The sequence below is a fragment of the Lactobacillus sp. HBUAS51381 genome, assembly GCF_012641095.1.
Lineage (GTDB): Bacteria > Bacillota > Bacilli > Lactobacillales > Lactobacillaceae > Levilactobacillus.
Genome location: NZ_JAAVSC010000013.1, coordinates 1 through 25,999 on the forward strand (window position 1 = coordinate 1; position 25,999 = coordinate 25,999).

Genomic DNA, 25,999 nt, shown 5'->3' on the forward strand with positions numbered 1-25,999 from the left:
CAAAATGCTTAAGTTACTGAACCGCCGTATACGGAACCGTACGTACGGTGGTGTGAGAGGTCGGTAGCCGAACTAATCGGCTACCTCCTACTCGATTATATCTTTTGTCAACTGTTTTTGATGAGAATAAAGATTACAACTACAATACCGTTCCGTTCGCTTGGCGAATTGGGCGGTATTTTTTGTTATACTGAACTTATTGCATTTTTCGAGACACAACGCTGGTTTGGAGGAATTTATTTATGAAGATCAAGAGTCACCGGATTCCCGTGTGGGTGGTTTACTCACTCTGCTTTGCGGTACTTGCGACGATGAGTTTTGGAATTTTACGGTTAGCTGGGCGGACCTTTATCTGGGACATGGATGGGATTGCCCAGCATTATCCCATCATGCAGGAGTTCCAACGACTCCTACACCAAGACGGGCTCAATGGCCTAGTAGGGTGGTCGTGGACGCTGGGGATTGGGGCCGACAAGCTGACCACCTTAGCCTATTACGTATTAGGTGATCCGTTTGCTTATATTCTGGCATTACTGCCCGGCAAGTGGCTCGAAGCCGGCTTTGGCTACATGGTCGTGGCGCGGCTCTATGCGAGTGGACTGGCCTTTTTAGCCTTGGCGCACGAGTATCATTTCCGGCCGGGGAGTCAGCTCATGGGGGCCTTAACCTATGCCTTCACCGGTTATTCCCTGATGATTGGGTATCACCATCCCTTTTTCCTACTTCCGATGATTAGCTTCCCCCTTTTACTGGTGGGAATTAACTGGATCTTGCGGGGCCGAAGCTGGGCGTTACTGGGGGGGATGACCGGGCTGACGATTCTCAGTAACTTTTATTTTGCCTACATATTGGGGTTGGGTAGCCTCATTTATATTGTGATTCGTTATGCCCACGTTCGGCGACTGGGTACGCTGAAGATTCGACCGCTACAGGTGATCTTACGAAGCCTCTATGCCGCAATGGGTGGGCTACTACTCTCGGGTGTTCTATTGGTGCCGTCAGCGCTGATGATGTTGAATTCAACACGAACGGGCGGCCTATTTGCCAACGGTCTCAAGCTTTATCCGTTGAGTTATTACCTCAAGTTGGGGAATTCAATCCTGACGACCGGCGATAGCCTGAACTACTGGGTGATTCTGGGGCTCAGTAGTCTGACCTTTCTGGGTTGCGTCTACGTGTTGGTGCATTGGTGGAATTATCGTTATTTAGCGGGAACACTGGTGGCGATTGGCCTGGGGCTCTTGATCCCGGCGGTGGCGGCGTTCTTTAACGTCTTCTCCACCCCCTCTAATCGCTGGCTCTTACTGGCGGCGGTGCCGTTTGCCCTAGCGACAATGATCTTTTATGACCATCTGACCCAACTCACGGCGCGTGATGGGTGGTGGTTGGGCGGTAGTGCCCTGGGATTATTGCTCGTCGTCTACGTGGGAAACGGGCTAATCTTCAACAATCCACCACGGAACTTCGTCGTCTACGGTTTTTTACTGGTGATGACGCTACTCGTGATTGCCGGCATTGCCGTTCACTCGCGTACCTTGTTACGGTTGATTTGGGTCGTCGTTGGATTGAATCTGATTGGCAATGCGTGGGGGTACTACAACATTGAGGCCGGTGGCCGTGCCGATCAACAATTACGACAGGGTGATGCGACGGCTTATCTGGCCGACTACTTTGATGGCGCCGAACGGGGCATTCACACCGGATCAGCCTTTTCTCGAGTCAATGTCACGCCGTCCTACAACGTTTTTCAGACAGTTGGGAATAATATGACCATGGCGCACCAACTACCGGGGATCATGTCCTACTTTTCCGTGCAAAACGGTTCGGTCGGGCGGTTTAGCGAAGCACTTCAGGACGCTCAATATGCGATGAATTCGCCGCTAGGACAGGGCGACAATCGAAGCACACTGGACCATTTACTGGGTGTGAAGCACATCTTTACTCGCGAGGACCAATTGGCTGACGGCGCGGCAATGCCCTATGGCTATCACGCCCAGAAGCGAGTTTATCCCGAGAAGGCTGTCTATGGGCTGTCGAATGGCACGGGCACGCAGATCTTGACGACGAAGCTGAATGCTCCATTGGTGTATGCGCAGACGCACGTGCTGACGGATTGGCAGTGGCGGCAGTTATCCGCGGTGGATCGCGAGCGCAGTCTGACACAGGCGGCGGTGGTGAAGCGGAATAAGACCGTTCGCCAGGCCAATTATCAGTCGCCCAAGCACGTCTTGAAGTACCATGTTGAAGCAGAGACTACTAAGGTGATTGATGGCCCCAACAAGACGATTCCCTACCGGTTAGCGCAAGCCGCGGCCGGGCAGAAGGCCATCTTGAACGGTAAGCAATCGCAGACGTACGGCCCTAACATCGCGAATCCGCAACTGAAAACGGACGCGGATGGCAAGATTAGTCGGGCCGACGTAGAGAAGTACGGACCACTCGTAAAGCTGCGTCAGAACCGCTCGGCACTGGCTTACGTGTGGGGACGTAACCGGCAGATTTTAAAGCAGGATCGTCGGGCCAATCAAACGGGATTGCACCAATTGAGTAGTGATGCGCAGGGCAAGCAGCTCACCTATGAACTGACGATTGACCAGCCACAACGCACGAAGGGGGCCGAATTGTATCTGCAGTTGGATGGCATTCGTTCGCGGCGGCAAACGGCCCAAGAAATGGTTCAAGAGAAAGCCAGTACGGCGATCCTGAGTGGTCAACCGCGGCCAACTTTAACGAAAGTTGACAACTGGCGGGCGGCCTTACTGAACCCGGACATGGGGAGCTATTGGATCACGGCGTCTACGAAGGGGTCGACCAAGAACTTTACCCAATTGGGAATTGATAATCTGTCGGACTACGAGCCGAGAACCAAGGCGCTGATCAATCTGGGTTATTCGTCTCATGCACGGAAGACCGTTAAGATCACGTTCCATACGGCGAAGAACATTAAGCTTAAGTCGGCGAAATTGATTGCGATGCCGTTTAACCGGCATTACGATCAGCGGATTAAGACGCTGCAGAACCATGGCCTGAAGCATCAGCGCGTGACGGCTAACCACGTCACGGGAAGCTTGCAGACGAAGCAGGCCAGTATTTTGACGACGTCGATCCCCTATACACCGGGCTGGAAGTTGACGGTTGATGGTCAAGCGACGCAGACGATTAAGGTGAACGAAGGCTTTGTTGGGGCCAGACTCAAGGCTGGTAATCACCGAATCAAGTTGAGCTACCATACGCCGGGACTTCGACCAGGACTAGGGCTAACGATATTGGGAGCGCTAATCTTACTGGTTGCGTCAGTTTGGCATTATATTTGGCGACCGGTTCCGCATCGGCATTAGGAATGCTTGGGTATGGCGGTTGAAGTGTATCTATATGAAAACTATAAAGCCCTTTTGAAGAGGCTGGATGCGACTTCGAGGGCCTTTTTAGTGTACCTGGAGAATAGTTTCAAGTAGTTATTAATTCAGAATAACAAGAATTTTGTCTAGACTCTGTACTTATCATATACTACGTTATATAATATATTTATAAATTTATCTCTATGTTGTAGAGGTGATCCAGTAGCCTATGAGAAGTAAGCAGGCTATAGAAGTGTATTCCCCACGTTGTGGGGGTGAAATTATGGTTGGTTGTCAGGTGAATTCGCAAGTGGAGGATGATAAGTTATGACATCAAAAGTAATTGCTATGTTCAATCACAAAGGCGGTGTATCGAAAACTACTAGCGCATTCAATATTGGGTGGAATTTAGCAAGCCGAAATAAGCGGGTACTTTTAGTGGATGGAGATCCACAGTGTAATTTAACGGGATTAATCTTGGGGGATAATTTTGAAAATTATTACACAAACGAAGAGACCAAAAAGAATAATTTGTACGATGGTGTACAACCGGCGTTTGCAGGAGGACCTAATCCCATAACAGGGCTAAAGTGCGTGCAGACAAAGAATAGTAACTTGTTTTTATTGCCAGGACATTTGAACCTTTCTGAGTTGGAAACCCAACTGAGCTTTGCATTGCTTCAAAATCAGCAGTTGTCAACACTTCAAAATTTGCCGGGGTCCTTTTATTATCTCATTCAAGCTTGTTCCGAGAAATATAATATTGATATCGTTATCATCGATATGAATCCCGGACTGGGGGCTATTAATCAAACTCTGTTTATGTCATCGGATGGCTTTATTCTCCCAACTAATCCTGATCCATTCTCTGTTATGGCAATTAACACTCTTGCGAAAGTTACACCAAGATGGAATAAGGTTGCTGCAGATTTCAATGAAAATTTCAAGTCTGCGGCATACAAATTACCAGACTCACGGCATGTCTTTCTCGGAAGCTTGATACAACGATTTAATCTCATGAAGGGGAAACCGGCGAATGCTTATACAGACTTAATCAAACAGATTAAGATAGCAATTTGTCAAACACTTGTTCCGGCTCTGAAGAAGAATAAGATGCTCTTAGATGACTATCCTGAGCATCTCGTGGAAAGTCTGTATACATTGGCTGAAATCCGGAACTTCGATGCTCTAATGACCTTTTCAAATGAATATGCCGTGCCAGTGTTCGATCTGAAGGATGATCAAATTGCACAGTCAGGTGCTGCGTTGAATTCGATGACAGAGAAGCGTGATAAAATTAAAGCCACGTTTGGATTGTTATCAGATTACTTGATGGAAGAGCTGGCAGAACTTTGATACATTTTACTTCAAACTCTAAAAGCTTATTCGAGGATAATATAAATACCCTACAGGAATCTAAAACCATAGTCGCGTTCTTAAAAGATCAAAAGGTATCAATTGACTATTCAGATTTATTGCGCTGGCAATGGGTTCAAATCGTATCAGCAATGGATAAGTTTTTTCATGATGTGATTATTGATGGTATCGCTTATCGAATTGCTCAAAATAAACTAACCGACCGAATTTCTAGTACACAGTTTAGTTTTAGTTCATTTAGTTCTTTGGAGAATAGCTCTGACCTTGTCGATAAGTTTATCGATAAACTTGCTAACTATTCCATGCAGAACTCTCGAAATATTGCTGATAGTTTATCCTTTGTTTGGCCACAGAGGCATAAGTGGACTGCAATCTGTAATTCCAGTAACTCTTCAATAGATTTAAAAGTAGCTATTGATTTAATTGCATCTCGACGAAACCAGATTGTCCATCAAGCGGATTTTCAAAACGAATCTTTGGCAAGATCTTCAATATCTGAAGCTGATGTTGTTAACTGTCAAAAAGTAGTTCAGGAAATAGTTTTTAGTACGTTTGAATTGCTGTCGCGTGAACTTAATGATCTATGATTATTTGTGTTATTAAATCATGATATGTAATTATCTGGGGGAAAAGGCTGATCCGAAAGTGAATCTGTTTGCTTCGTAAGTTGAGTACTATACGAAGTATGATGTAATGGATACTTTCAAGCAATTTTTCTTATAAAAGCTTATCTTTTTAGTGATAATCTATCGAAAGTAACATTTAAGATAATTTTTACAGATTCTAGGTATATCTGAGAGAGGTAACTGCTGTATTTTGGTGGACCTAAAGTTTTGCTAAAGCTCGCCAATCCGGGCTGTTTTCTCGTACTTTCCTGGTATACTAGAGGCTGTTGTGAATCTTTCACAACAAATATGTTCCATCGGAGGAGAAAAATACATGCAAAGTAGTTTGAAGAACTCACTGTATCTGGGGTTAGCAGTATTGAGTTTAGGAGCCGTTGCCACGGTTAACACCACAGCTAGCGCCGCTTCCAAGGTTAAGGTGACGTCTGATGTCGCTTTAAAGACGGCCGGCGAAACCCGCAACGTTGAAGCAACGGGGACGAATGCTTTATACAGCAAGCCTGGTACTGTCAAAGGTGCTAAGCGCGTGGCTTCCAAGTCAACGATGAAGAAGATGGCGAACTCCAAGAAGTCCGCTGATTACTTCCGGGCTTACCGGGTAGCCAAGACCAACAAGGGCCTGGTTTACTACAAAGTTGTTTCCATGAATGGTAAGTACCGTGGTTACATCTACGGTGGCCGGAGCACGACCACGTTTGCCCGTGGGATTCAATCCGCTGACACGACCCAAACAGCCGCAATGCCAGCTAAGACGACCGGTTACCACTTGGCTAACGCTAAGAAGAACGGTCTCTGGACGGCACCTAAGAACACCCAATACAAGGCCAAGAGTGTTAGCCTGTACGGTGCAGGTTCTAAGGATACGTTTACGGTATCTAAGGCCCAGACGAAGACGCGTGAAGGTAGCTTATACTACTACGTGACTGATGATCAAGATAATTCCATTGCTGGCTGGATTTACGCTGGCAAGGGCTACAAGGCAGATGCCACGACCCAAAGTCTGGGTGGTTTGGCTTTGAAGGCTTCTGATGCTAAGGCAACGGCTGACAACAGTGTCACCATCAACTACGTGGGCTCAAATGGGAACTCTGTTGGCACTTCTACGTTTGTGACGGCGACGAAGAACACAAAGCAAAATAATCCAGTTCAATTAACTGATAAGAATATGGCTGGTCAAACAGTTACTGACTTCATCAACGATGCCACGAACACACCCGCTGGTTACAAGGTATCTGATACGGCTGTAGCCACCAAGGCTGCTAAGGCCGTCTACGGTGGGACCGTGACGATCAGTGTCTACAAGGCAGCAACGTCTACGATCGCGTTCTACTTACCATCTGCCAATGGTGTATTAGCTGGGAATCAATTGAACCCTAACGATTTCTCTAAGGGCAAGCCAGCTATTACGGCGGCCCAAGCGGCTGAATTGACGGGTAACAGCAATGATGCCATTGTGACGACAGCTAATGGGAAGACTCAGACGGTCACTGATAGTTTCTTCACCAAGCCACTTTACTCCAAGCTATTGAAGGCAACGTCTAATATGACGTTTGCTAATACGGCTGATAGTTCTAAGTCGACCACGATTAAGAGTGGTGAAAGCTACTACATTACCTACACGTACAGTGCGGATAAGACTGCAAGAGCGAATAGTAATGCTAAATACGGTGATACCATTCTTGCCGTCTTTGACCAACAAGCAACGGTCGCAACGGCTTTACCTGATGCCACTAACAGCGGTGTGACTAACTACTAAGATTTAACATAATTGATTGCATAATGTATGAAGGTCCCGGATCGAATGGTCTGGGGCCTTTTTGATATGCAGTGAGCCGCAGCCGGTGGATTTTTACAACGGACAATCATTGCTCGATGCAACAGATTTATGAGTGAAACGATAGTGCTAGGTGCTTGCAAGGTAGTATGTTATGCTGGGGCGAGCATAATCAGAATTGGTAGTGGCTAGAGAGTTGTAGAAAATACCTTTAAGACAATAGTGGAAAGGTTGTCGGATCGGTGGATATTCTTTTGTTTTACAGTTAATTCTTGATTTTTCTATCAGATTGATAGTATGATTACAACAGCAGTGAGATGACACTATATACGGTGCGTAGGTGATTACAATCAGTTCATTTGAAAAACTAGCGGCAAGATTTAATAACGTTCCGGTGCCTAAAGATTTGACTTTCGCGGATGCAAAAAGATTTTTGGAACATTATGGATGCGTGTTTACTAATAATAGTGGTGGCTCACATTATGCCGTGAAGCATTCTGGGATACGTGATACAATTATTTTACCTCGTCACGCCCATCAAGCACTGAAAAGATATAATGTCAGTCAAATACTTGAATTTGTCGATAAAATTGAAGCACAAGAGGAGGATAAATAATAATGAAAGATCTAAATTATTATATGGGATTAGATTATTCTTTTGTTATTACTCCAATTACTGAAGATGATGGAGAAAAGTATTTCCAGCTATCGATTCCCGATTTACCTGGTTTTAAAATTTATGAAAATACTGAAGAGGAGCTTAGAAAAAGTCTTGACGATGCCAAAAGCGCTTGGTTTTTAGCGAATATTGAAGCACATGAATCTATTCCAGAACCTAAAAGAGAGCAAGAATTTTCGGGCAGAGTTACCTTACGTATGTCGAAAAGCTTGCATGCCCAGTTGGATTTTCAAGCGAAGCGAGAAGACGTTAGTCTAAATGCTTATATCAATGAGTTGTTGGAATCCAGAAGCGAACGGGTATCAGTTACTAGTTATTTAGAGTCAAGAATCAAAGGACTGTTCAAGACGTCACGTAAACTCAGTAGTCAAACAAATATATATAATATATACAGTATTGGAGTTGGACAAGCGCAAGATGACAAAGATTCGAATATCAAATCGGTTGATACAACACAGTTACCTAAACTGTTACAGGGAGGGATAACAAGTGTCTGATATGAGTGATGAAATTGGCGTTGTTCAGGTGAGACTAGAAAGTCTAAACTTTGAAGTAACTGGTTCGAATACTGAGCAAGTCCCAGAAAAGAATGTTAATAAAAGCGATGCTATCAAGATTAATAAGCTTGAAGATATTACGGAAGAAAATAAAATATATATTCGAGCCTCGCTTCCTATTAAAAATCAAGAAAATGGTTATAAGATATCAACGGTAATTTCCGGAATCTTTTTAATTGATGAAAAGTTCGAAGATAAGTTTAAAATGGTGGAACCAGATGAGGATGTTAAAGCGCTTCTTAACAGAATTAGCGGGACTTTAACAAATAAATTTATATTAGTGAGCACGCAACTTTCTACTGAAGCGAATAATTATCCGATTATTCCCAATTTGCAGTGGGACAGTTCTCAGAGTAAAAAGAGATTGTGAGCTAATACTTTCTGAACGCTGTCTAAATGTTAAAACTCATTTTAAAGATTAAATCCAATATATTTTGAGTTATATGCCAGGTTAGGTGTGCCGCATCATGCAGGCAATCTAACGTGGTATTTTTGGTACAACGTCAAAAGTGACGCTCCCAACCACAGAGCGTCACTCAAAACGATCTATTTAACCTTAACCATATGTTGCTTCATCACCCAGGCTTTATGTCCGGCGCGATCCTTAATCTGATAGTGATAAGTGATCTTGCTCTTAGTCTTCACCTTAGCGAGCTTGACTAATTGCCACTTTTTCACCGACTTCTTTGGGGCTTTACGTAAGACCTTGTTGAGGTAAACATCCTTGAAGAGCTTCTTGTTTCCCTTCACTCGGTAAGTGAATTTGGTGTGGAGTTTCTTCATCGAAACAACCTTAGCTTTGGGCTTCTTGTGAGGCTTAGAAGCTTGGGGCTTATTAGGTTTGCTTGGTTTATTGGGTTTCGTTGGCTTGTTCGGTTTTGCCGGTTGTTCAGGCTGAGCCGGTTCTGGTGCTGGGGCACTTGGCGCTACCGGCGCAGCGGGGTAAGTTGGCGTGGACGTGCTGGCTCCCGGGTAGGGTGTTTGTTTACCATCGGTTGAGACCAGGTATTTTGCCCGCAGTTGTTCCTGTTGGGCTGGAGAGAATTCCAGCAGTTCCGTGATGTACTTTTCCATGGAGCCGTAGCGTGCGAAGATTTCACGATAGTATTCCATCAGCCATGCGCGATCCACGAAGCGGCCGGTCTGGTTGGACTGTAGATAATCCTTGATAATCGTCTGCCGATCCATGCCCAGAATTGACATGATCAGGACGGTCGCAATCCCGGTCCGGTCCTTACCGGAGCTACAGTGGTAGAGCGTGGCGTTCGGGTTCGTCAGCATCATATTTAAGAATTGATGATAGCCCTTTACCGCGAAATAGCCGAATTCCAATTGCCAGTTGTAGAATTCACCGTCACCCTTGCCGTTCGTATCGGCGAGGGAACCCAACACAGAGATACTGGTGAGCGTTGCCCCAGGGATAGTTTTGTCCGGTTGCTTCGCTTGTTGACCCGGCGTCCGGAAGTCCACGATGGATGTGACGTGATGATCCTGAGCCAATTTAGTGGCATCGGCGTCGGTCAATTTACTGAGATTGTCGGAACGGAGAATCCGGTTTTGGCGAATCTGCCATTTACCATCGGCAGTCTGGTAACCCTCGATGTCGCGGGTATTCTGGGTGCCTTCAAGAGAAATTAGCTTGTCTTTAACATCCCCGTACTGCGCGATTTGGTCGGCTATGTATTGGGGATATTCTGGTGAGCCCGGCTTGGGTTGTTTGGCTGGTGCGGCGGCCACTTGGGTTATGGGGGCCGTGTCAGCGGTTGCGGTCGTTGCTGCTAAGGCACTGGAAGCTCCCAAGTTACCCAATGAAAGAGCCACCCAGGCGAGGCTTAGTGTTTTGACGATCGTTGCACGTTTCATGTGAATCCTCCTGTTAAGTTGTTTTTCTTGATTACGAGAACGAAGTATAGCAGGGGGATGTTACGAAAGTGTATGGTTATTGTATGAAGTTGGTAAATATGATATACGGTATAAAATAGTTATAGGCAATACATGATTAGTGACGATGTCTATAGATATATTAATAATGTGCCGTGGGGTGGCGTGACATCGTTAAGGATTGACGACACCGTACCAATGGGAAGGATTCTTCAGCATCGACCAAGCTGAGCACCGGCAACACGGGTTCAAATTATGTGATTTCATTAAAATAAAGAAAGCGCTTGCATTTTTAAAAATATCTGTTATAGTAAAGACGTGGTCAGGTAGATCATAAAAATGAAACGTTTTATTTTTGAAAGGCATACAGATGACAATGAAGAATTCGACTTTAAAAGATATCGCGGAGTACACGCACCTATCAATTGGGACGGTCTCGAAGTACATAAATGGAGGAAGTGTTAAGTCTGCTAATCAAGAAATTTTAGACGAAGCAATTCGCCAATTGGATTACCATGTTAATACGATGGCGCGGAGCTTGAAGACAAAAAAATCTAAGACAATTGGGATTTTGACGCCCGCTTTGGATGATTATTTCTGTACGAATTTGGTTGAGCATATTGAGCGAACCTTATACCGTTATGGTTATAGCCTGATCGTTTGTGGTTACCACAATGATCCGGATCTGATTCCTAGCAAGTTTCAGTTCTTAGCCAGTCGGATGGTGGATGGGATGATCGTGATTCCAGGGTCCAGTAATGACGACTATGCAAAGTTACTGGCAAATAAGCAGATGCCGATTGTTTTAGTCGATAGAACGATTGATCACCTGAAGTGTGATACCGTCATTATTGATAGTTTTGCAATTTCTCACCAGGTAACAGATTATCTACTGAAACAACGACACGAGAAAATTGGCATTATTTTAGGGCCGGATACGCTGAGCACATCGACCGACCGTAAACGCGGATTTATACAAGCTATGACAGAACATCAGGTTACGGTCAATCCTGCTTACGTACGAACTGGAGACTACTCCTTGGAGCATGGCTATGAAGCCACGAAGCAACTACTAGCTTTACCCGATCGTCCGACAGCCATATTTGCGACTAACTTTGATATCACGTTAGGCGTAATCAGGGCACTTAAGGAATTAAAACTATCGTTTCCAGAAGACGTCTCGATCGTCGGTTTCGACAATCTTCTGTTTTCCACATTATTTAGCCCTAGCTTGACGATTGTTGAACAACCGCTCAAGGAGATTAGTGATGCCGTTGCGCAATGTCTGTTACAACGGTTACGAGGTCAAGGTGCGACTCAGCCCAAGTTGGTCAAATTACAAGCTTCATTAGTGATTGGTGAGTCCGTCAAAAAAAATTAAAAAATTTTTTTGACACATAAATGAAACGTTTCATTTTTAAAAATATCAAAAGGAGTGAATGACACAATGTATGATAAATTAGTTGGTCAGTTACCGAAGATTGGAATTCGTCCCATCATTGATGGTCGCCGGTTCGGTATTCGCGAATCACTGGAAGAGAAGACAATGGCAATGGCGACCACAGTTAAAAATTTCTTGGAGAGTAATTTGAGATATCCTAACGGTCAACCGGTGCAGTGCATCATTGCCGATACGACAATTGGGGGAGTTGCTGAAGCTGCTCAATGTGAGGATAAGTTTAAAACTCAAAATGTTGGTTTATCCATCAGTGTTACACCGTGTTGGGATTACGGCTATGAGACGATTGACATGACGCCTGGTCGGCCCAAAGCCATTTGGGGATTCAATGGGAGTGAACGGCCCGGTGCTGTCTACTTAGCTGCAGCGAAAGCGGCTCATGATCAATTGGGCATCAATGTTTTCCCTATTTATGGTCAAAACGTTCAGGAGCTTGATGACAACACAATTCCTGAAGACGTTCAACGTAAACTTAAGCTGTTCACTAAAGCTGGTCTGGCAGTGGCCTTGATGAAGGACAAATCTTACCTACAAATGGGAAGCATCGCCATGGGGATTGGGGGGTCCGATGTAAACACGAAGTTCTTGACCGACTACTTAGGCATGCGGCTAGAATCCATTGATATGAGTGAATTTATTCGGCGGATTGATGAGGGCATCTATGATCATACCGAGTATGATAAGGCCTTTAAATGGGTTAAACAAAACTGTCCAACTGGATTTGATAAGAACGATGATGCTCACAAGCGAACGCCGGAGCAACAAGCTGCCGACTGGGAATTTGTTATTAAGATGAGCTTGATTGCTAAGGACTTGATGGTTGGCAACCCTGAATTGGCAAAGCAAAACCATATCGAGGAATCTAATGGGCATAACGCACTGATCGCAGGTTTTCAGGGGCAGCGACAATGGACTGACCATTTCCCGAACGGTGATTTTATGGAAGCGTGGCTCAACAGTAGTTTTGATTGGAATGGCCCACGGGAACCTTATCTGGTAGCTACCGAAAATGATAGTCTGAATGCTGTTTCAATGATGTTTAACCACTTACTTAGTAATAAAGCGCAGCTCTTTGCGGATGTACGAACGTATTGGAGTCCAGCAAGTGTCAAACAAGCAACCGGATATGAACTGACCGGCTTAGCTAAGGACGGAATCATTCATTTGAAGAATTCTGGTGCCGCAGCAATTGATTACAGCGGACGTGAAATTGAAGAGGGTCAGGCGATTGTCAAGGAGCCTTGGCGGTTAACGGATGAAGATGAAAGCGCTTTATTAGAAGCGACGGAATGGTGCCCAGGGGATACGGAATATTTCCGCGGTGGTGGTTTTTCTTCTCGGTTTGTGACAGAAGCTAAAATGCCAGTGACAATGACGCGGTTGAATTTGGTTGCAGGAGTAGGACCAACCCTGCAATTCATGGAAGGATACACGGTGGCTCTTCCAGATGACGTGACGCAACAGTTAGATAACCGTACCGATCCTAATTGGCCGACAACCTGGTTTGCACCACGTTTGACGGGACATGGGGCCTTCACAAGTGTCTATGACACCATGAATAACTGGGGGTCGAATCATGGGGCAATCTCGTATGGCCATATTGGTGAAGAACTGATTACGTTAGCGGCTATGCTGAGAATTCCAGTGATTATGCATAATTTGACAGATCAACAGCTTTTCCGGCCGAGTGCTTGGAATAATTTTGGAACGAACAATCGAGAATCGGCTGATGTGTTAGCTTGCCAGGCATTTGGCGCTCTATACAGCAAGCTGGGTCACTAGCCACGGGAGGATTAACTTATGCTTACGAATCGATTTAGCGGTAGAACGAAGATGATCCTGACGGCCATTGGGGTTTTCCAGATCTACTTTGCTTGTGTAGGGGCCAACGTGATGGATCCAGCCTTGCAGAACCTGACGGCGGTCTATCCGGGTGTAACACACGAACAAATTGCTTCATTAATCACGATTCCCAACTTAGCTTCGATTCCCGCAGCCATTATTTCCGGGATTCTGACTGGTCGGCGTTGGAAGTATCGCCAAACATTGAGTATTTCCTTTACGTTGATCATTCTGGGTGGGATTGCACCAATGTTTTTGACGACTTTCTCCACGGTGATTGTGGCTCGAGTTGTCTTAGGATTTGGATTGGGGCTTCTATTCCCACTGGGGAATGCTCTAATTATTGATTTATTTGCTGGTGAGAAGCGAGCGTTTATGTTTGGTATCGGGGAAGTTGTCAAAAATTTGTCGATCATTAGCTTGCAAATGCTGGTTGGAATTCTTGTAGGAGTTTCAATCAAAATCAGTTGGTCGGCTTACTTCGTCTTGTTACTGAGTTTTGGGTTACTTCTGCTCTTCTTACCAGAGCCTAAAGTTAAGCCATTATCAGAACAGCAATCATTGGGCAAGTCTATTCGAACGGTACCCAAACGACTCTACGTATTTGTCTTGTTCCTGTTGATTTGTGCCATCATGCAGACCGTTTATCAAGTAAATCTGTCAAGTGTCATCATTACAGAACACCTTGGGAATGCCCAGACGACAGCTCAAGTCCTTTCTACTGCGACCTTTGTGGCGATGTTTGCCGCCTTATCCTTTGGGTTTATCAATAAGTTCTTTAAGGATTACACAATTACAGTTTGTACCGGAATTCTCGGTATTGGGACGCTGATGATCTCGATGTCACATACCCTCCCGATGCTGTATGCTAGCGCCGTGGTAACAGGACTCGGTATTGGAACCATGCAATCGTCGTTCTACATGAAGACGGCGGCATGTGCGAATAACGAAAATGCTGCGATTGTTTCGGCCATTCAAAATGTGTTCCAGAGTACTGGAAACTATTTACCCCACTACTTCTTAGGCATGGTGGCCGCGATCTTTGGGACGCAATCATTCCGGGCACCGATTACAGTTGGCGCGTTTGTCCTAATGGCAGTCGCAATCGGCTTTGGCGTCTTTTATTTCTTCTACCATCAACGAAGTGACGATGCAGATTTAGCGGTTTGACGTACGCTTAAAGGAGGATATTAAATTATGACAGAATTAGCAAATATTGATCAAAAGCAACCAGGTAAACGTCTTCGGGAATCAAGCTATGACCGGAGTGGTGGAAATAAGGATTATTTCACATTGGAAGCAGGGAAGACACTAACCGTCTTCGATCACCAAGAGCCGGGTAAGATTAACCATATTTGGATGACAATGGTTGGTTTAAGTGGAGATGAAGCTTATCTGTATCGGAAAATTGTTTTACGAATGTATTGGGATGATGAAGAAGAGCCAAGTGTTGAAGCACCAATTGGCGATTTCTTTGGAATGGGACATGGCATAACGAAAAACTTCGTTTCGGCCCCATTCCAGATGGCACCGGAAGATGGTCAGGCGTTGAATTGTTATTTACCGATGCCGTTTAAGAAGGCCCGAATTGAAGTGGAGGATCAAGCCACTTCTGATTTGAAATTTTACTTCTATATCGATTATGTTGCCTTGGATGAAGTAACTAATCCGATGCGGTTCCACGCGCAGTGGCATCGGGAACTTACGAAGGATGCTGCCAATGGTAATGAAAAAAACAATGCCGAGTTTGAATTTGGCGGTAAGAATCTAGCAGGACAAGATAATTATGTTATTTTAGATGCTAAGGGGTCTGGTCAATATATCGGGACCAATCTGAACATTCATAATCTACGATTTACGCAGAAATGGAATTGGTATGGTGAAGGCGATGATATGATCTTCGTTGATGGTGATAAGACGCCAACTTTGAAGGGAACGGGGATGGAAGACTACTTCAATACCTCATGGTGCCCAACGCAAGAGTATAACTCGCCATATTTCGGCATTATATTAGGCGGTGGCCCTAACTGGAGTGGTAAAGTTACGTACTATCACTATCATATCCAAGATCCCATCACTTTCGATCAGTCAATTAAGGTCACGATTGAACATGGTCATGCCAATCATCGATCTGATGATTACGCATCAACGGCTTACTGGTATCAAGACGAGCCGCATCAAGCTTTTCAACCATTATTGCCGGTTGAGCAACGTTTACCGTTACCAGATGTTATCGAACCTACAGATGCGGAGACTGAACCTTACTTTAATTATCCGAATTAATTGAATAACAGTGAAGAGTGGTACTTGTCAGTGAGCGGTACCACTTTTTCGTTTGGTTGCGGGTCGTGAAAAGTTTTAGTTCAAAACGATAGTTCTAGGGAATCGGTAACTACCATGTTATGCTGAAACAGCATAACTGAAAGAAATGGTGACTATCCTAATTAATATGAGCTGAGTGATTATGATTGCTAGTAGCGTTACAGAACTGATAGGGGATTAATGGTATACTTGAACTCAAATAAACGTTTCAACTTTTGAATCAATCACCATGGTGAGTGAGGGGCAAAGCACATGAGAATTCAGAATCTCGGTCCAATTAAGGACGCGACAATCACACTTAACAAATTAACCGTGTTCATTGGAAACAACGGCATGGGCAAGACTTTGGCGGCTTATGCGGTCTTTGCTTTTCGTAATTGGTTGGAGACTAGCTTTCAGCCGAATTTATTTACGCTGGATGATTTACATAAACTGATTGCACAGGGAGATGCTGAGATTCCAACCGTTGCTTATCGACAAAAGCTGGTTAAGAAGATTATTGCTGAATTCAATGCGTTGAATACGGAGGGAACTTACTTTCAGTCGTTCTTTAAAGATGAGGATCTCTACCAGCCAGGTGTCACTAAGATTGAAATAGCGGCTAGCGATTTTCCGGAAGATATGACCATTGCGGGAACGCTTTGGGGTTATACCGATCGTGACAAATTCGCTCAGGGACAAGGCGGTTTTTACCGGTTTCGTGCGGAACGTGATCAGACTAGGGGAATACTCAAGCTGTCCAACAAGGAAGAAGTCGTGGATGACACAACCAGTTCGACAACTGCAATGTCACTAGATGCCGTTGCTAAACGCATTGATCGTGTCATTGCCAACTTCTTAGTCGGTAATATGTATCAGAGCGTATACTTACCGGCGGAGAGAATTGGAATCAACGTCTTTCGAACCCGAATAAACTCACAATTGATTAACGAAAATTTATCAAATCCTGCAGAACAGCCAACCTCGCTGGAACGGTATCCTTACCCTATCGAGGCTTACATTCGCTTTTTGAATGGATCATTGGGATTGCTAACACAGGATTATGGTCAAAACGTTTCTGAATTGGGAAAAAGGATTTTGTCAGAACTGATTCCTGGTAAGTTCTCCTATGACGAAGATCATAATCAACTTCAGTATCAGTTGGCGAATGATCAGGCAGCTCGTAACATTAAGTTTAGTTTGGTCTCCTCATCACTGAAGTCGTTATTTGGACTTGACTTATTTTTGAGAAAACAGGGCATGGGCTATTTATTACTGGACGAACCAGAAATGAATTTACATCCGGAGCGACAGAAGCTTGTGGCTGACCTTCTGTTTGGTTTGGCTATGAAGTTAACGCCGGTAGTGGTTTCCACGCATAGTGACTACTTTGTCAAAGAATTGGTCAATCAAGTTCTCCAGTCAAAGATTAGTGATCCACAGCATCTAGGTAGCACGCAACAGGTCTCAGTCTATGAATTCACAGCTACTGGTGTTAGAGACCTAGGCGATATCACCGAACGCGAAGAATTTGAAAACTTCGATCACACCACGAATCAAATTAACCAGCGCTATTATCAGTTGCTGGACCAATTAGAAGATGATGGAGGCTCGACGGATGAATGATGCCTATTTCTCGGCGTTCAATCAATTTATCGTTGACGAGGTTTACGTTGCCGGAGATCACGGCCAGATGGTGACGCAACTGATTCAAGAGGAAAAGTATGCCTTTGATTTGCTATTTAAGGTGAGTGGATCTCATGGCGTGGTCTTTCGAATTGAGGATTTTAAAGCGAAGGCCGGTTATCTGGTGGGTACCAAACGAGGTCATGGCATGGACAACGACTGTACAATTATTGATCAAGCCATCTTTCAAATTGAGGTCAAGGACACCAAGGGTATGGGGAATACGCACACTGCTCGTCAATTTACGGGTGGCATGAAGTGGTTACGTCACATTCTCGATATGGTCGTCTCGGATCAGGATGATCTCCGACAGGTCGCACAGATGCCGGTTTATAATCTTGTCATTCGGCGTACGGGGCGGGCAAGCTTGGATCGTTCGAGAAAATATCCAGTTCGTCTACGTGGTCGAAATTTCCTGGTGATGGTCAGTAAGAACGATCAGCGCATCGATTTAACCAAAGTCAAAGCTCATTTGTTGAGTTCTGAATGGTCCCCAAGCGGTCAATTTAGGTTTTAAACAGCATAGCAGACATCAAAAAGGCGAAAAACTAAATTCTAGTTTTTCGCCTTTATTCATTATGTTTGGAAGCCGCTTATGCGACAGCTTCCCTTAAATCTGGTAGGCAGGATACAGTCTCAAGGTGTTTAAGCAATCAAGCTGTTTTATCGGTAAAGCTTATTCGGCGGTCATGGTGCTGGTACCGGCCGTCAAGGCGTAACTTCCGGCTGCGTTGTAGTTCAAGGTTAATGAAGAACTGCCGAACGTAATGCCGGTCGGCAATGATGACGTATTCAACGTGTACTTCGTGTAGAGCTTATTACCCGCTGAGTTTGTGGATTGCGTGGTCCCATCGGATTCGTATACGGGCACGTAGATCGTGTTCAACTTAGCCGACGTTAAGGCCGTGGTCAGGCCACTTTGAGAAGCGACCGTACCGCTAACACCTTGGTAATCCGAAGTGAAGCTGGATTGGGCAGCCGAGACAGACGTACTGCCATCGGAAGCTAAGGCATCCGTGGTGGTTAATTTATCGGAAGCGCCGGTCGTGGCGTTCAAGGCGTACGAGTTGGCAATGGTGATCCCGGCGTCGGCGTTGGCCGTAACGGGAACCGTCACGCTACTGCCCCAAGTCGTGGTGTCTGAGACGTAGGTGTTGGATGAATTGGCTAAGCTATACCCTGCAGGCAAGTAGGTTGAAGAAGCAATATCGCTATTTACACTGGCAGCGTCCGTGGTCCCTAAGGTCGAACCGGATTTGGCATCAGAAGCGGTGATTAACACGCCACTCTTCACGCTCTTGCCAGTCGAGCTGTCGACGTAATTAACCGTGATCGACTTGGCGCTCGTGATGGTGCTGTTTTCACCGGTTTGTAAGGCGCCCGCGTAGATCCAACCGGAAATCTTAGTATTGTTGTTATCGGTCACGTGGTAGTACAGGGAGCCTTCCTTGGTCTTAGTGACCGCAGAATCCACGGTGAAGGAATCAGAGGCCAGCGCAGAGGTGCTGTTGATGACCTTAGTCGCCTTGTATTGCGTGTATTTCGGTGCGGTCCATAAGGTGTTGCTGGTTCCTGGGTTCTTTAAGTAATAAGTCTTGGTTGCTGGCGTTGTCGCTGCGGTGGTGGTATTGGCTGACTTGATGCCGCCGGCAAAGGTCCCAGCCGTCTTCCCGCCGTAGATGTAGCCGCGGTACTTGCCATCCATGGAAACGACCTTGTAGTAGACCGAACCACGGTTAGTGACCTTTTGACCGTAGGCACGGAAGTAACTGGCAGACTTTGTGGAAGCAGCCAACTTCTTCATGGTTGTCTTGGAGGCGACCACCTTGGCGCCTTTGACCGTTCCCGGTTTGGAATAAAGGGCATTGGTTCCATTGACTTCAACGTTGCGTGACGTGGCAGCCGTCTTTAAAGTCGTATAGGTGCCCGCGGTCGCATAAGATTTGGCTGAAGCAGTCGTCGCAGTGGCAGAAGCGATCCCAGCAAAACTCAGGGCCGCCAAGCCAACGTAAAGTGATTTCTTTAAGCTTGTTTGCATAGCAGTATCTCCCTTACTTTTTCGAATGGTTAAGTCGCGCTTAACAAGGGTCAGTATAGCAAAGGATTGGCCGATATTTAGCCAGCGGGGGGAGTTTGTGGGGATGTGGTTATCACGGGGTTGGCTAGCTTATTGTGAGGGGATTTCGGGTTAGCCAACATACAGAGAGAAAGAAGTTACAGGACTGCGACAGCTGGGTTCCATGATTGGTTAAACGGATGGATTGTTTAACGTTAAATGTAAAAAAGAGGTGTACCTGTTTAGTTTTGATTAAGCTAAATGTCAGATTCAATCTCGTTTAGGTGGTTGTGAAAAGTTCTAGGTGATAGTCGGTGAGTACGTTAGGCGTAAATTATACCCCTTATACCATCTATGATGAGCGTCTAATTAAGCGGAGTATTTCCCCAGCTCAATTGGATAAAATATGCTAAACTTGGGGAAGATTAAGCGAAAGGGGGTAGGAAGTGTGATGACGACGTTAAGAGTCCCAGTCAGTCGTAAGGTGATTCAATGGGCAATTGCGAATGGAGAAAAGTCCGAGGATGAACTACGGCGGAAGTATCGTTTGGATGTGTGGGAAGCCCCTAAGACCGACCATGACTTCCCTACCTTCAAACAAGTTCAAAACTTTAGCCGGGACACCCGGATTCCCTTTAATTACTTCTTTAAGAGTGAAGTTCCCGAGGAAAAGAATACATTCGTTAAGTTCAGGACGATTAATAACGTTGCGGTGCAGCCAAGTCGACGATTGATTGACACCATCCATGCAATGGAATCACGGCAAGCTTGGATGAAGGAATATTTGTTAGGACAAGATGGCCAAGCACGGTTTGAACTCTCACAAAGCATCAACGAAGACATGCGTGTAGGGGCGGTGGCTCAGAATATTTCGAAATTGCTGAACTTGTCAGACATATTTACACAATCCCTGGGCGATGATGATTTCTTTAATGATCTGCGAGCTAAAATTAGCAAGCTGGGGATTATGGTGATGCAGAATGGGATTGTTGGAACCAATACGCATCGATCGTTAAATGTTGATGAATTTCGGGCATTTGTGCTCATTGATGAGGTTATTCCTTTAATTTTTATTAACGGTGCAGATAGCAAGAAAGCCAAGATCTTTTCTTTGGTTCATGAGTTGGTTCACACGTTGCTTGGTCGCAGTGAAGTCCTCAATGCTTCACTGGAGGATGATGTGGCGAGTGAACGGTGGATTAACCAAGTAACCGTTAATATTCTCATGCCAGAGGAGAAGCTTCGATTAGAAATAAAGGATTCGCGTTCAGCCGAAGACAATTTAAAACATGTATCACGTAAGTTTCATACCAGTCTGGTTGCCACGGCGATTCGGCTACGATCGATCGGAATTTACGATCAGAAGCTGGTTGATTGGGCGCAAGATGAGCAGCAGCGTTACTTGAAACAAAAAAAGAAATCATCGGGTGGTGATTTTTACAATACGGCCCTTTCACGTGTCGATCGCCGGTTTGCCAACGCAGTGATTAATCGTGAATCTAGTGGCAACATGGCAATCGCTACGGCAGCATCTATGTTGGGAGTGACGTTGAAGACTTATGATGCGACTGTGGACAAACTGTTAGGGACGGCGTGATTATATGGACTATTTAATTGACTCTAATTCATTAATAGATGCGCATAAAAAGTGGTATCGGCCTGAAGTTTTCAAGTCGGTTTGGGCCTTTCTTGCGAAGAATGGTCACGTTAAGATGACAACGTTTGTTTATCATGAGATCTTATATCCGGATAATCTGGTTGCTTGGACGCAGAACACGTTTAAGCAAAGTTAAATTGGACCAAGCCCTGAAATCATGGCAGTTTACAGCGATATTATGGATTGGCTGGGGGATTCTGAACGTTGGAGTCCAGCCGGAATCTCAACTTGGCAAGATCCGGATAAAGCAGATCCTTGGTTAATCGCCACGGCCAAAGTCAATCAGCAGACGATTGTCACGATGGATGGTAATGGCCGAGCAACTCTGCCAGAGATTGGGAGCTTATCCAAAAGAGAACCTAAAATCAATGCTGTAGCCAATCAGTTTGATGTTCAAACCATTACACTGTATGAGTTGCTAGATGTGCTAAACCTTTCACTTTAAACGGTCAAAAAGTTCTTGGATCAGACGATCTAAGAACTTTTATTTTGGAATAAATATCTCGAAATGGCTACGTACTCTATGCAGTGGACCTTGTGTTAACGGTATCTAGCACGATGCTTTCATATAACTTTATTTGTAAGCCAACATCCACGACTCAGCCCTAAAAATCCGGTATAGTAATGGGGACGTTGAAAAGCGGCCACGTTTGCAGAATATTAGCGAATTTATGTAAGCAGACGATGGTTGGGGTTTGAAAGGGGAGTTGGCGACATGGTTAAAGTTGTGGCGCAGGTCAGCCATCCGGATATCACGGGGGCACCGGTCGAATTTAAAGTCATTGAGGTTGAAGAACGCATTACGATTTTTAGTGAACCCATTGCGAACACGCACCGTTACTGGGTACCCGCCACTGCGGATGTGGATGACGAAGAGGAGTATTTAGAGCCGGTTGACGATCCGGACTATAACTTTCGAACGGACTTTGCGATTTACCGGCGAAAGTATAATTTCTTGCAACCGGAAGAAATCCGCGTGGCACGACAAAAGTTAGGCTTGTCTCAAGCCGAGACGGCCATCATTCTGGGGATGGACGAGAGCCTACTGATGGATATTGAGGCCAATATGGCTTTGCAGCCCTATGAACAAGAGCTTAAATTACGCTGGTTACTGTCGCCAATGACACTCAGCCGGCTAATCTTGACGCACCAAGCAATTATGCAGGAACGGTGCCGGCAAGCCGAAGTAGACGCGGAGGGCCTCCTAGAGAAATTGGGGCATTTCGTGGATGTTACCGGCTAGTTCAGTCGATAATAGATTAAAATGGGGGGCCACTGCGCGACATGGCAGCGGCTCCCCGTTTCGTAAACAGGGGACCAATTTTAACCGAATTATCGGTAATCCTCTAAATAGTTTGGTATACTAGAAAACGTTAACATATCACTGCAACTATTAGAGGAGATCATACATTATGCAATCAAGTTTAGCGAAATCATTGTATCTTGGTTTAGCTGTCTTGAGTCTGGGCGCCGTTACCACGGTTGCGACCACTGCTCAAGCTGCCAGCAAGGCCAAGGTTGTTTCCAGTAAAACACTGACCACCGATGGCACCAAGCGTAACGTTCAGCCTAACGGCACCAACGCCCTGTACTCTAAGCCAGGAACGGTCAAGGGGGCCAAAGTCGTGGCTTCTAAGACAACCATGAAGAAGTTGGCGTCATCCAAGAAGTCCGCCGACTATTTCCGGGCTTACTACCAAAAGGTAACGAACAAGGGCTCCGTTTACTACAAGGTCGTTTCCATGGATGGCCAATACCGCGGATACGTTTACGGCGGTAAGAAGTCCGGCACCTTTGCCGGGGGCCTCAAGAAGGCTTCAACCATGAAGTCCGTGGCTAAGCCAGCCAACACGACCGTTTACTTCGCCAAGCCAGGCAAGTCTAACGTGACGTGGGATGCGCCGAAGTACACGCAATACAAGGCCAGCAAGTCAGTTAAGGACACGACAGCCTATGCCAACGATGCCCTGACCATCACCTCTGCAGCCAAGAAGACCCGTGAAGGTTCCCTGTACTACTACGTGACGGATGCCACTAACCCAGCCGTTAACGGGTGGATCTATTCGAAGGCTGTGACAGCAACCAAGCCAAGCAACGCGGCGTTCAACAACGCAACGGATGTGAAGGTCGATTTCAACACCTCTGCTGGTAAGACCGTAGCGACGGCGACGTTAACTGGGCTAAAGGATGCCGCTGGTAAGTTATCAACGGCTGCTGGTACGGCTGTTGGGACGAGTGCCACTTCCCAAGCCACGAACGACTGGGGCAAGGCCGTTCTCGCAGGGACTGGTTACAAATATTCCCGTTCCGATTCCGTTAATTTGACGGCGTTGGCTAACGCGAAGACCGGGGACACGATTACTTTGAGTGTCGCACAGAATGCCACCAAGTCGACTAAGATTAACTTTTACGCAACGACTGGTAACGGCGACCTTTCCCAAGCAGCAACGCCCTTAACCGCTTATACGGCTGGCAAGACGGCAGCTAATGATACGGTTGTCTTCCCCGCAGCCGCAGACTTCTCCGGTGTTGAAGGACAGACCTTCGCCGCTAGCGATGTGACCGCCTACCTGAATGCGGCTAACTTAGGGACGCTGTACACGCCTAACTACACGAAGGGAACCAGCACCACGCAATACTTTACCACCTACAAGTTGTCAAGCACGTTGAGCGGAACTTACGGCTCAACGACCAAGGCCTTCTACGTGGGGACCGAAAGTGAAGGGACTTCACCTGCAGGAACCACGGCAACTGCCACAACGACGACTTACTTTGCCAATTCGACGGCAACCAAGTAAATCATTGCCTCAACATTGAGCACGAAGGGCCGCCCATCTGGACGGTCCTTTTTATATCTGAAAATTAAATTACTCACGCAACTGCCGATCCACCGCCGCCGGTAGATCGGTAGCGGCCAACAACGGTTGGAGGCTTTCCACCCGTAGCTGTTCCGCCAACAACGCCAAGATTTGGGCGGTTACCGGGATCTGGGCGGCCTCCATTTGCCAATAAACCATCGGTGAGACGTCATAGCGCAGGCTGGCCGTGTGAATGGCGTCGTTGTTGCGTAGTCGTAAGCATCGTAAAATATCGGCGTAGCTGTTTAGCATGGCCGGTTCCGGTTGGATGATGCCGTGTTTCGCGGCGAAGGCCGCACTGTCCGGCCAATCCATGGCCTGGTGATGATTCGCGGCCAAACGCAGGTTATCGGAGATAGTTAGTTCAAATAACGCCGTTGTGAGGTCTTCGGAGCGCTGCAAGGCGGCCACCTGCTGATAATTAAGGCCATAACTTTGGAAGATCAGCGCCAGTAAATCCGGATTGGGGTGCCGGATGTGGCCTTGTTCCAATTCGTGTAAGTACCAAGCGGGAATATCAAGATTCTTGAGAACCTCCTCGTAACTGGCCCCATCGGCCAAGATCAACCGAGCCTTGTACAGCACAGCGCGCAACGGCTGCCGGTGCATCGTCATCATACCTCACCTCATCTTTAGCTAGATTATAGCAAGCCCATCTGATAAAGCCGTGATAGCTTCATGAAAATCCATCGTAAAAATAATGAGAAAAGGCGAATTTAATCCGTATAATTCAAATTATAATTCGTATACCACCCACGAAATCATGGTGCCCGAAAACCTTTAATGACGGTTAGCTGTTTATATTTTGTCTGATAAATTATTTTCAAAATTCAATGTTTATTTCTTGCTATAATTCGGATTTTGTGGGAATCTAGACTTGGGCCACAGGAGAGACGTGGTCAGTTGTCATAGACCTTAATTTTCTTGAGAAAGGGATTAGTAAATGGTTAATTTGTTGACTAGGGGACTCACGCCAGCAGTCCGCTCAAAGATTGAGAGTACGGGTGTCATTGATTTTACGCATTTAAAAGTAGAGGATGTCACCCGCTATGTTCCGCGAGGAGAAGTTGAAGTTGACTGGCAGTCGCTGTTATTTATTAAGAACAACCGTCCAGGCGACACCATCGTCCTGACCATGCGTGATGGCTTTATGCGGACGCCCTTAGCCCCTCGAGAACTCGTTAATTTGGCAATTGCTTCCACGGACAAGACGTGGCATGATCACAAGACAAACGTGGCTATTCTGCATCTGAGTGGACCCACACCAGTCGTTAGTGGTAATCTTCAGCTCTTAGTTACCGAACAACCGATGCGGAGGAATCAGAGCAGCTGGGTTGGCGTACAAGCCATCCAACGGGTAAATGCGGCCTCGGAGAAAAAGGTTCGTGTACAATTAGAGAACGGGATGGAGATGATATTTCGAGATCGGGCAACGCGGCTTCGTAAGAAGATGGGTGAGGCCCACCAGATCAAGCGCTACTTGATCCAAGAGCACCAGGAAGCGCGCCGGCACTTTGCGCCTGACGATGCCTGCGACTTTGGCTATAGTGAATTCGATGGCTTGGAGTCACGCCTGCAACGGACCGTGGCTTTAGTGTCCGCCTTCTTAGTGCTGTGTAACCATCCGTTGAGCACGCAGCATATTCGGATGGGGATTCTCAACGTTTTTCGTGGGAACCGCGCGATCTTCGACTTTGAAGATGAAAACTACTAGTTCAAAATATGCGATTGTTCAGCGTTTTAAAGCCTCCATATTAAGAAATTAATAGCGAATTTAGCCAAGATGTGATTTGTTTATAATGTAGTCTGTTATCTGTGGTAGGATGTTTAGGGGAGGTAACTTTTAGGGCTTATGGTTTAAGCTACTAAGTTATCACTACGCGATGACTATGTTAAAGACGCACCGAC

At 45.9% G+C, this 25,999-nt stretch carries 20 protein-coding genes and 1 pseudogene; 18 read left to right on the plus strand and 3 right to left on the minus strand.

Features of this window, described 5'->3' with window-relative positions:
* Nucleotides 1-242 precede the first annotated feature (242 nt).
* The 7 genes from HEQ50_RS05975 to HEQ50_RS06005 all read left to right on the plus strand — a co-directional run bounded on the left by HEQ50_RS05975 (nt 243) and on the right by HEQ50_RS06005 (nt 8,721).
* Nucleotides 243-3,338 (plus strand): YfhO family protein, encoded by a 3,096-nt coding sequence (locus tag HEQ50_RS05975; RefSeq protein WP_168899616.1) that lies wholly within the window; start codon nt 243-245, stop codon nt 3,336-3,338.
* 327 nt (nt 3,339-3,665) lie between these two features.
* Nucleotides 3,666-4,694, plus strand: a complete 1,029-nt coding sequence (locus tag HEQ50_RS05980) for a ParA family protein (RefSeq protein ID WP_168899617.1) — start codon at nt 3,666-3,668, stop codon at nt 4,692-4,694.
* The gene (locus HEQ50_RS05985; RefSeq protein ID WP_168899618.1) at nt 4,691-5,302 is read left to right on the plus strand and encodes a HEPN domain-containing protein; all 612 of its coding nucleotides are present in this window, start codon (nt 4,691-4,693) and stop codon (nt 5,300-5,302) included. The genes HEQ50_RS05980 and HEQ50_RS05985 overlap by 4 nt, the downstream gene beginning before the upstream one ends.
* Before the next feature lie 352 nt (nt 5,303-5,654).
* Nucleotides 5,655-7,097 (plus strand): S-layer protein, encoded by a 1,443-nt coding sequence (locus tag HEQ50_RS05990; RefSeq protein ID WP_168899619.1) that lies wholly within the window; start codon nt 5,655-5,657, stop codon nt 7,095-7,097.
* Nucleotides 7,098-7,455: 358 nt separating this feature from the next.
* On the plus strand, nt 7,456-7,731 hold the full coding sequence (locus HEQ50_RS05995) for a type II toxin-antitoxin system HicA family toxin (protein ID WP_168899620.1): 276 nt from the start codon (nt 7,456-7,458) through the stop codon (nt 7,729-7,731).
* A 2-nt stretch (nt 7,732-7,733) separates the two neighbouring features.
* Nucleotides 7,734-8,291: a toxin-antitoxin system HicB family antitoxin gene (locus HEQ50_RS06000; protein WP_168899621.1), complete on the plus strand. Its 558-nt coding sequence runs from the start codon at nt 7,734-7,736 to the stop codon at nt 8,289-8,291.
* Nucleotides 8,284-8,721: a hypothetical protein gene (locus HEQ50_RS06005; protein WP_168899622.1), complete on the plus strand. Its 438-nt coding sequence runs from the start codon at nt 8,284-8,286 to the stop codon at nt 8,719-8,721. Before HEQ50_RS06000 ends, HEQ50_RS06005 begins: the two co-directional genes overlap by 8 nt.
* A gap of 176 nt (nt 8,722-8,897) precedes the next feature.
* Here the strand turns inward: HEQ50_RS06005 and HEQ50_RS06010 are convergent, their stop codons facing one another.
* Complete coding sequence (locus HEQ50_RS06010; RefSeq protein ID WP_168899623.1) at nt 8,898-10,214, minus strand: tyrosine-protein phosphatase; 1,317 nt, start codon at nt 10,212-10,214, stop codon at nt 8,898-8,900.
* 388 nt (nt 10,215-10,602) lie between these two features.
* Here HEQ50_RS06010 and HEQ50_RS06015 point away from each other — a divergent pair, with 388 nt between their 5' ends.
* The 6 genes from HEQ50_RS06015 to HEQ50_RS06040 all read left to right on the plus strand — a co-directional run bounded on the left by HEQ50_RS06015 (nt 10,603) and on the right by HEQ50_RS06040 (nt 18,037).
* Nucleotides 10,603-11,613, plus strand: coding sequence for a LacI family DNA-binding transcriptional regulator (locus HEQ50_RS06015; protein ID WP_168899624.1), 1,011 nt, complete (start codon nt 10,603-10,605; stop codon nt 11,611-11,613).
* Nucleotides 11,614-11,679: 66 nt separating this feature from the next.
* Entirely contained in the window at nt 11,680-13,473 is a 1,794-nt protein-coding gene (locus HEQ50_RS06020; RefSeq protein WP_168899625.1) for an L-fucose isomerase, read from the plus strand.
* A gap of 18 nt (nt 13,474-13,491) precedes the next feature.
* Entirely contained in the window at nt 13,492-14,703 is a 1,212-nt protein-coding gene (locus HEQ50_RS06025; protein WP_168899626.1) for an MFS transporter, read from the plus strand.
* Nucleotides 14,704-14,730: 27 nt separating this feature from the next.
* A complete protein-coding gene (locus HEQ50_RS06030) occupies nt 14,731-15,816 on the plus strand; it encodes a glycoside hydrolase family 172 protein (RefSeq protein ID WP_168899627.1) in 1,086 nt (361 codons plus the stop codon).
* A gap of 372 nt (nt 15,817-16,188) precedes the next feature.
* A complete protein-coding gene (locus HEQ50_RS06035; protein ID WP_370520130.1) occupies nt 16,189-17,460 on the plus strand; it encodes an AAA family ATPase in 1,272 nt (423 codons plus the stop codon).
* Entirely contained in the window at nt 17,453-18,037 is a 585-nt protein-coding gene (locus HEQ50_RS06040) for a hypothetical protein (RefSeq protein WP_168899629.1), read from the plus strand. Before HEQ50_RS06035 ends, HEQ50_RS06040 begins: the two co-directional genes overlap by 8 nt.
* 159 nt (nt 18,038-18,196) lie before the next feature.
* Here HEQ50_RS06040 and HEQ50_RS06045 read toward each other — a convergent pair whose 3' ends face one another.
* Nucleotides 18,197-19,558, minus strand: a complete 1,362-nt coding sequence (locus tag HEQ50_RS06045) for an S-layer protein (RefSeq protein ID WP_168899630.1) — start codon at nt 19,556-19,558, stop codon at nt 18,197-18,199.
* Nucleotides 19,559-20,027: 469 nt separating this feature from the next.
* Here HEQ50_RS06045 and HEQ50_RS06050 point away from each other — a divergent pair, with 469 nt between their 5' ends.
* The 4 genes and pseudogenes from HEQ50_RS06050 to HEQ50_RS12960 all read left to right on the plus strand — a co-directional run bounded on the left by HEQ50_RS06050 (nt 20,028) and on the right by HEQ50_RS12960 (nt 24,031).
* Nucleotides 20,028-21,173, plus strand: coding sequence for an ImmA/IrrE family metallo-endopeptidase (locus tag HEQ50_RS06050; protein ID WP_232842696.1), 1,146 nt, complete (start codon nt 20,028-20,030; stop codon nt 21,171-21,173).
* 4 nt (nt 21,174-21,177) lie between these two features.
* Nucleotides 21,178-21,678, plus strand: a pseudogene (locus HEQ50_RS12790) (DUF4411 family protein).
* A 270-nt stretch (nt 21,679-21,948) separates the two neighbouring features.
* Nucleotides 21,949-22,476 carry a hypothetical protein gene (locus HEQ50_RS06065; protein ID WP_168899634.1) on the plus strand — a complete coding sequence of 176 codons (528 nt, stop codon included), beginning with the start codon at nt 21,949-21,951 and terminating at the stop codon, nt 22,474-22,476.
* Between the two features lie 169 nt (nt 22,477-22,645).
* On the plus strand, nt 22,646-24,031 hold the full coding sequence (locus HEQ50_RS12960; protein ID WP_168899635.1) for a hypothetical protein: 1,386 nt from the start codon (nt 22,646-22,648) through the stop codon (nt 24,029-24,031).
* A 69-nt stretch (nt 24,032-24,100) separates the two neighbouring features.
* Here the strand turns inward: HEQ50_RS12960 and HEQ50_RS06075 are convergent, their stop codons facing one another.
* Nucleotides 24,101-24,709: a hypothetical protein gene (locus HEQ50_RS06075; RefSeq protein ID WP_168899636.1), complete on the minus strand. Its 609-nt coding sequence runs from the start codon at nt 24,707-24,709 to the stop codon at nt 24,101-24,103.
* A gap of 325 nt (nt 24,710-25,034) precedes the next feature.
* Here HEQ50_RS06075 and HEQ50_RS06080 point away from each other — a divergent pair, with 325 nt between their 5' ends.
* Nucleotides 25,035-25,805 (plus strand): hypothetical protein, encoded by a 771-nt coding sequence (locus HEQ50_RS06080; protein ID WP_168899637.1) that lies wholly within the window; start codon nt 25,035-25,037, stop codon nt 25,803-25,805.
* The last annotated feature ends 194 nt before the right edge of the window (nt 25,806-25,999 follow it).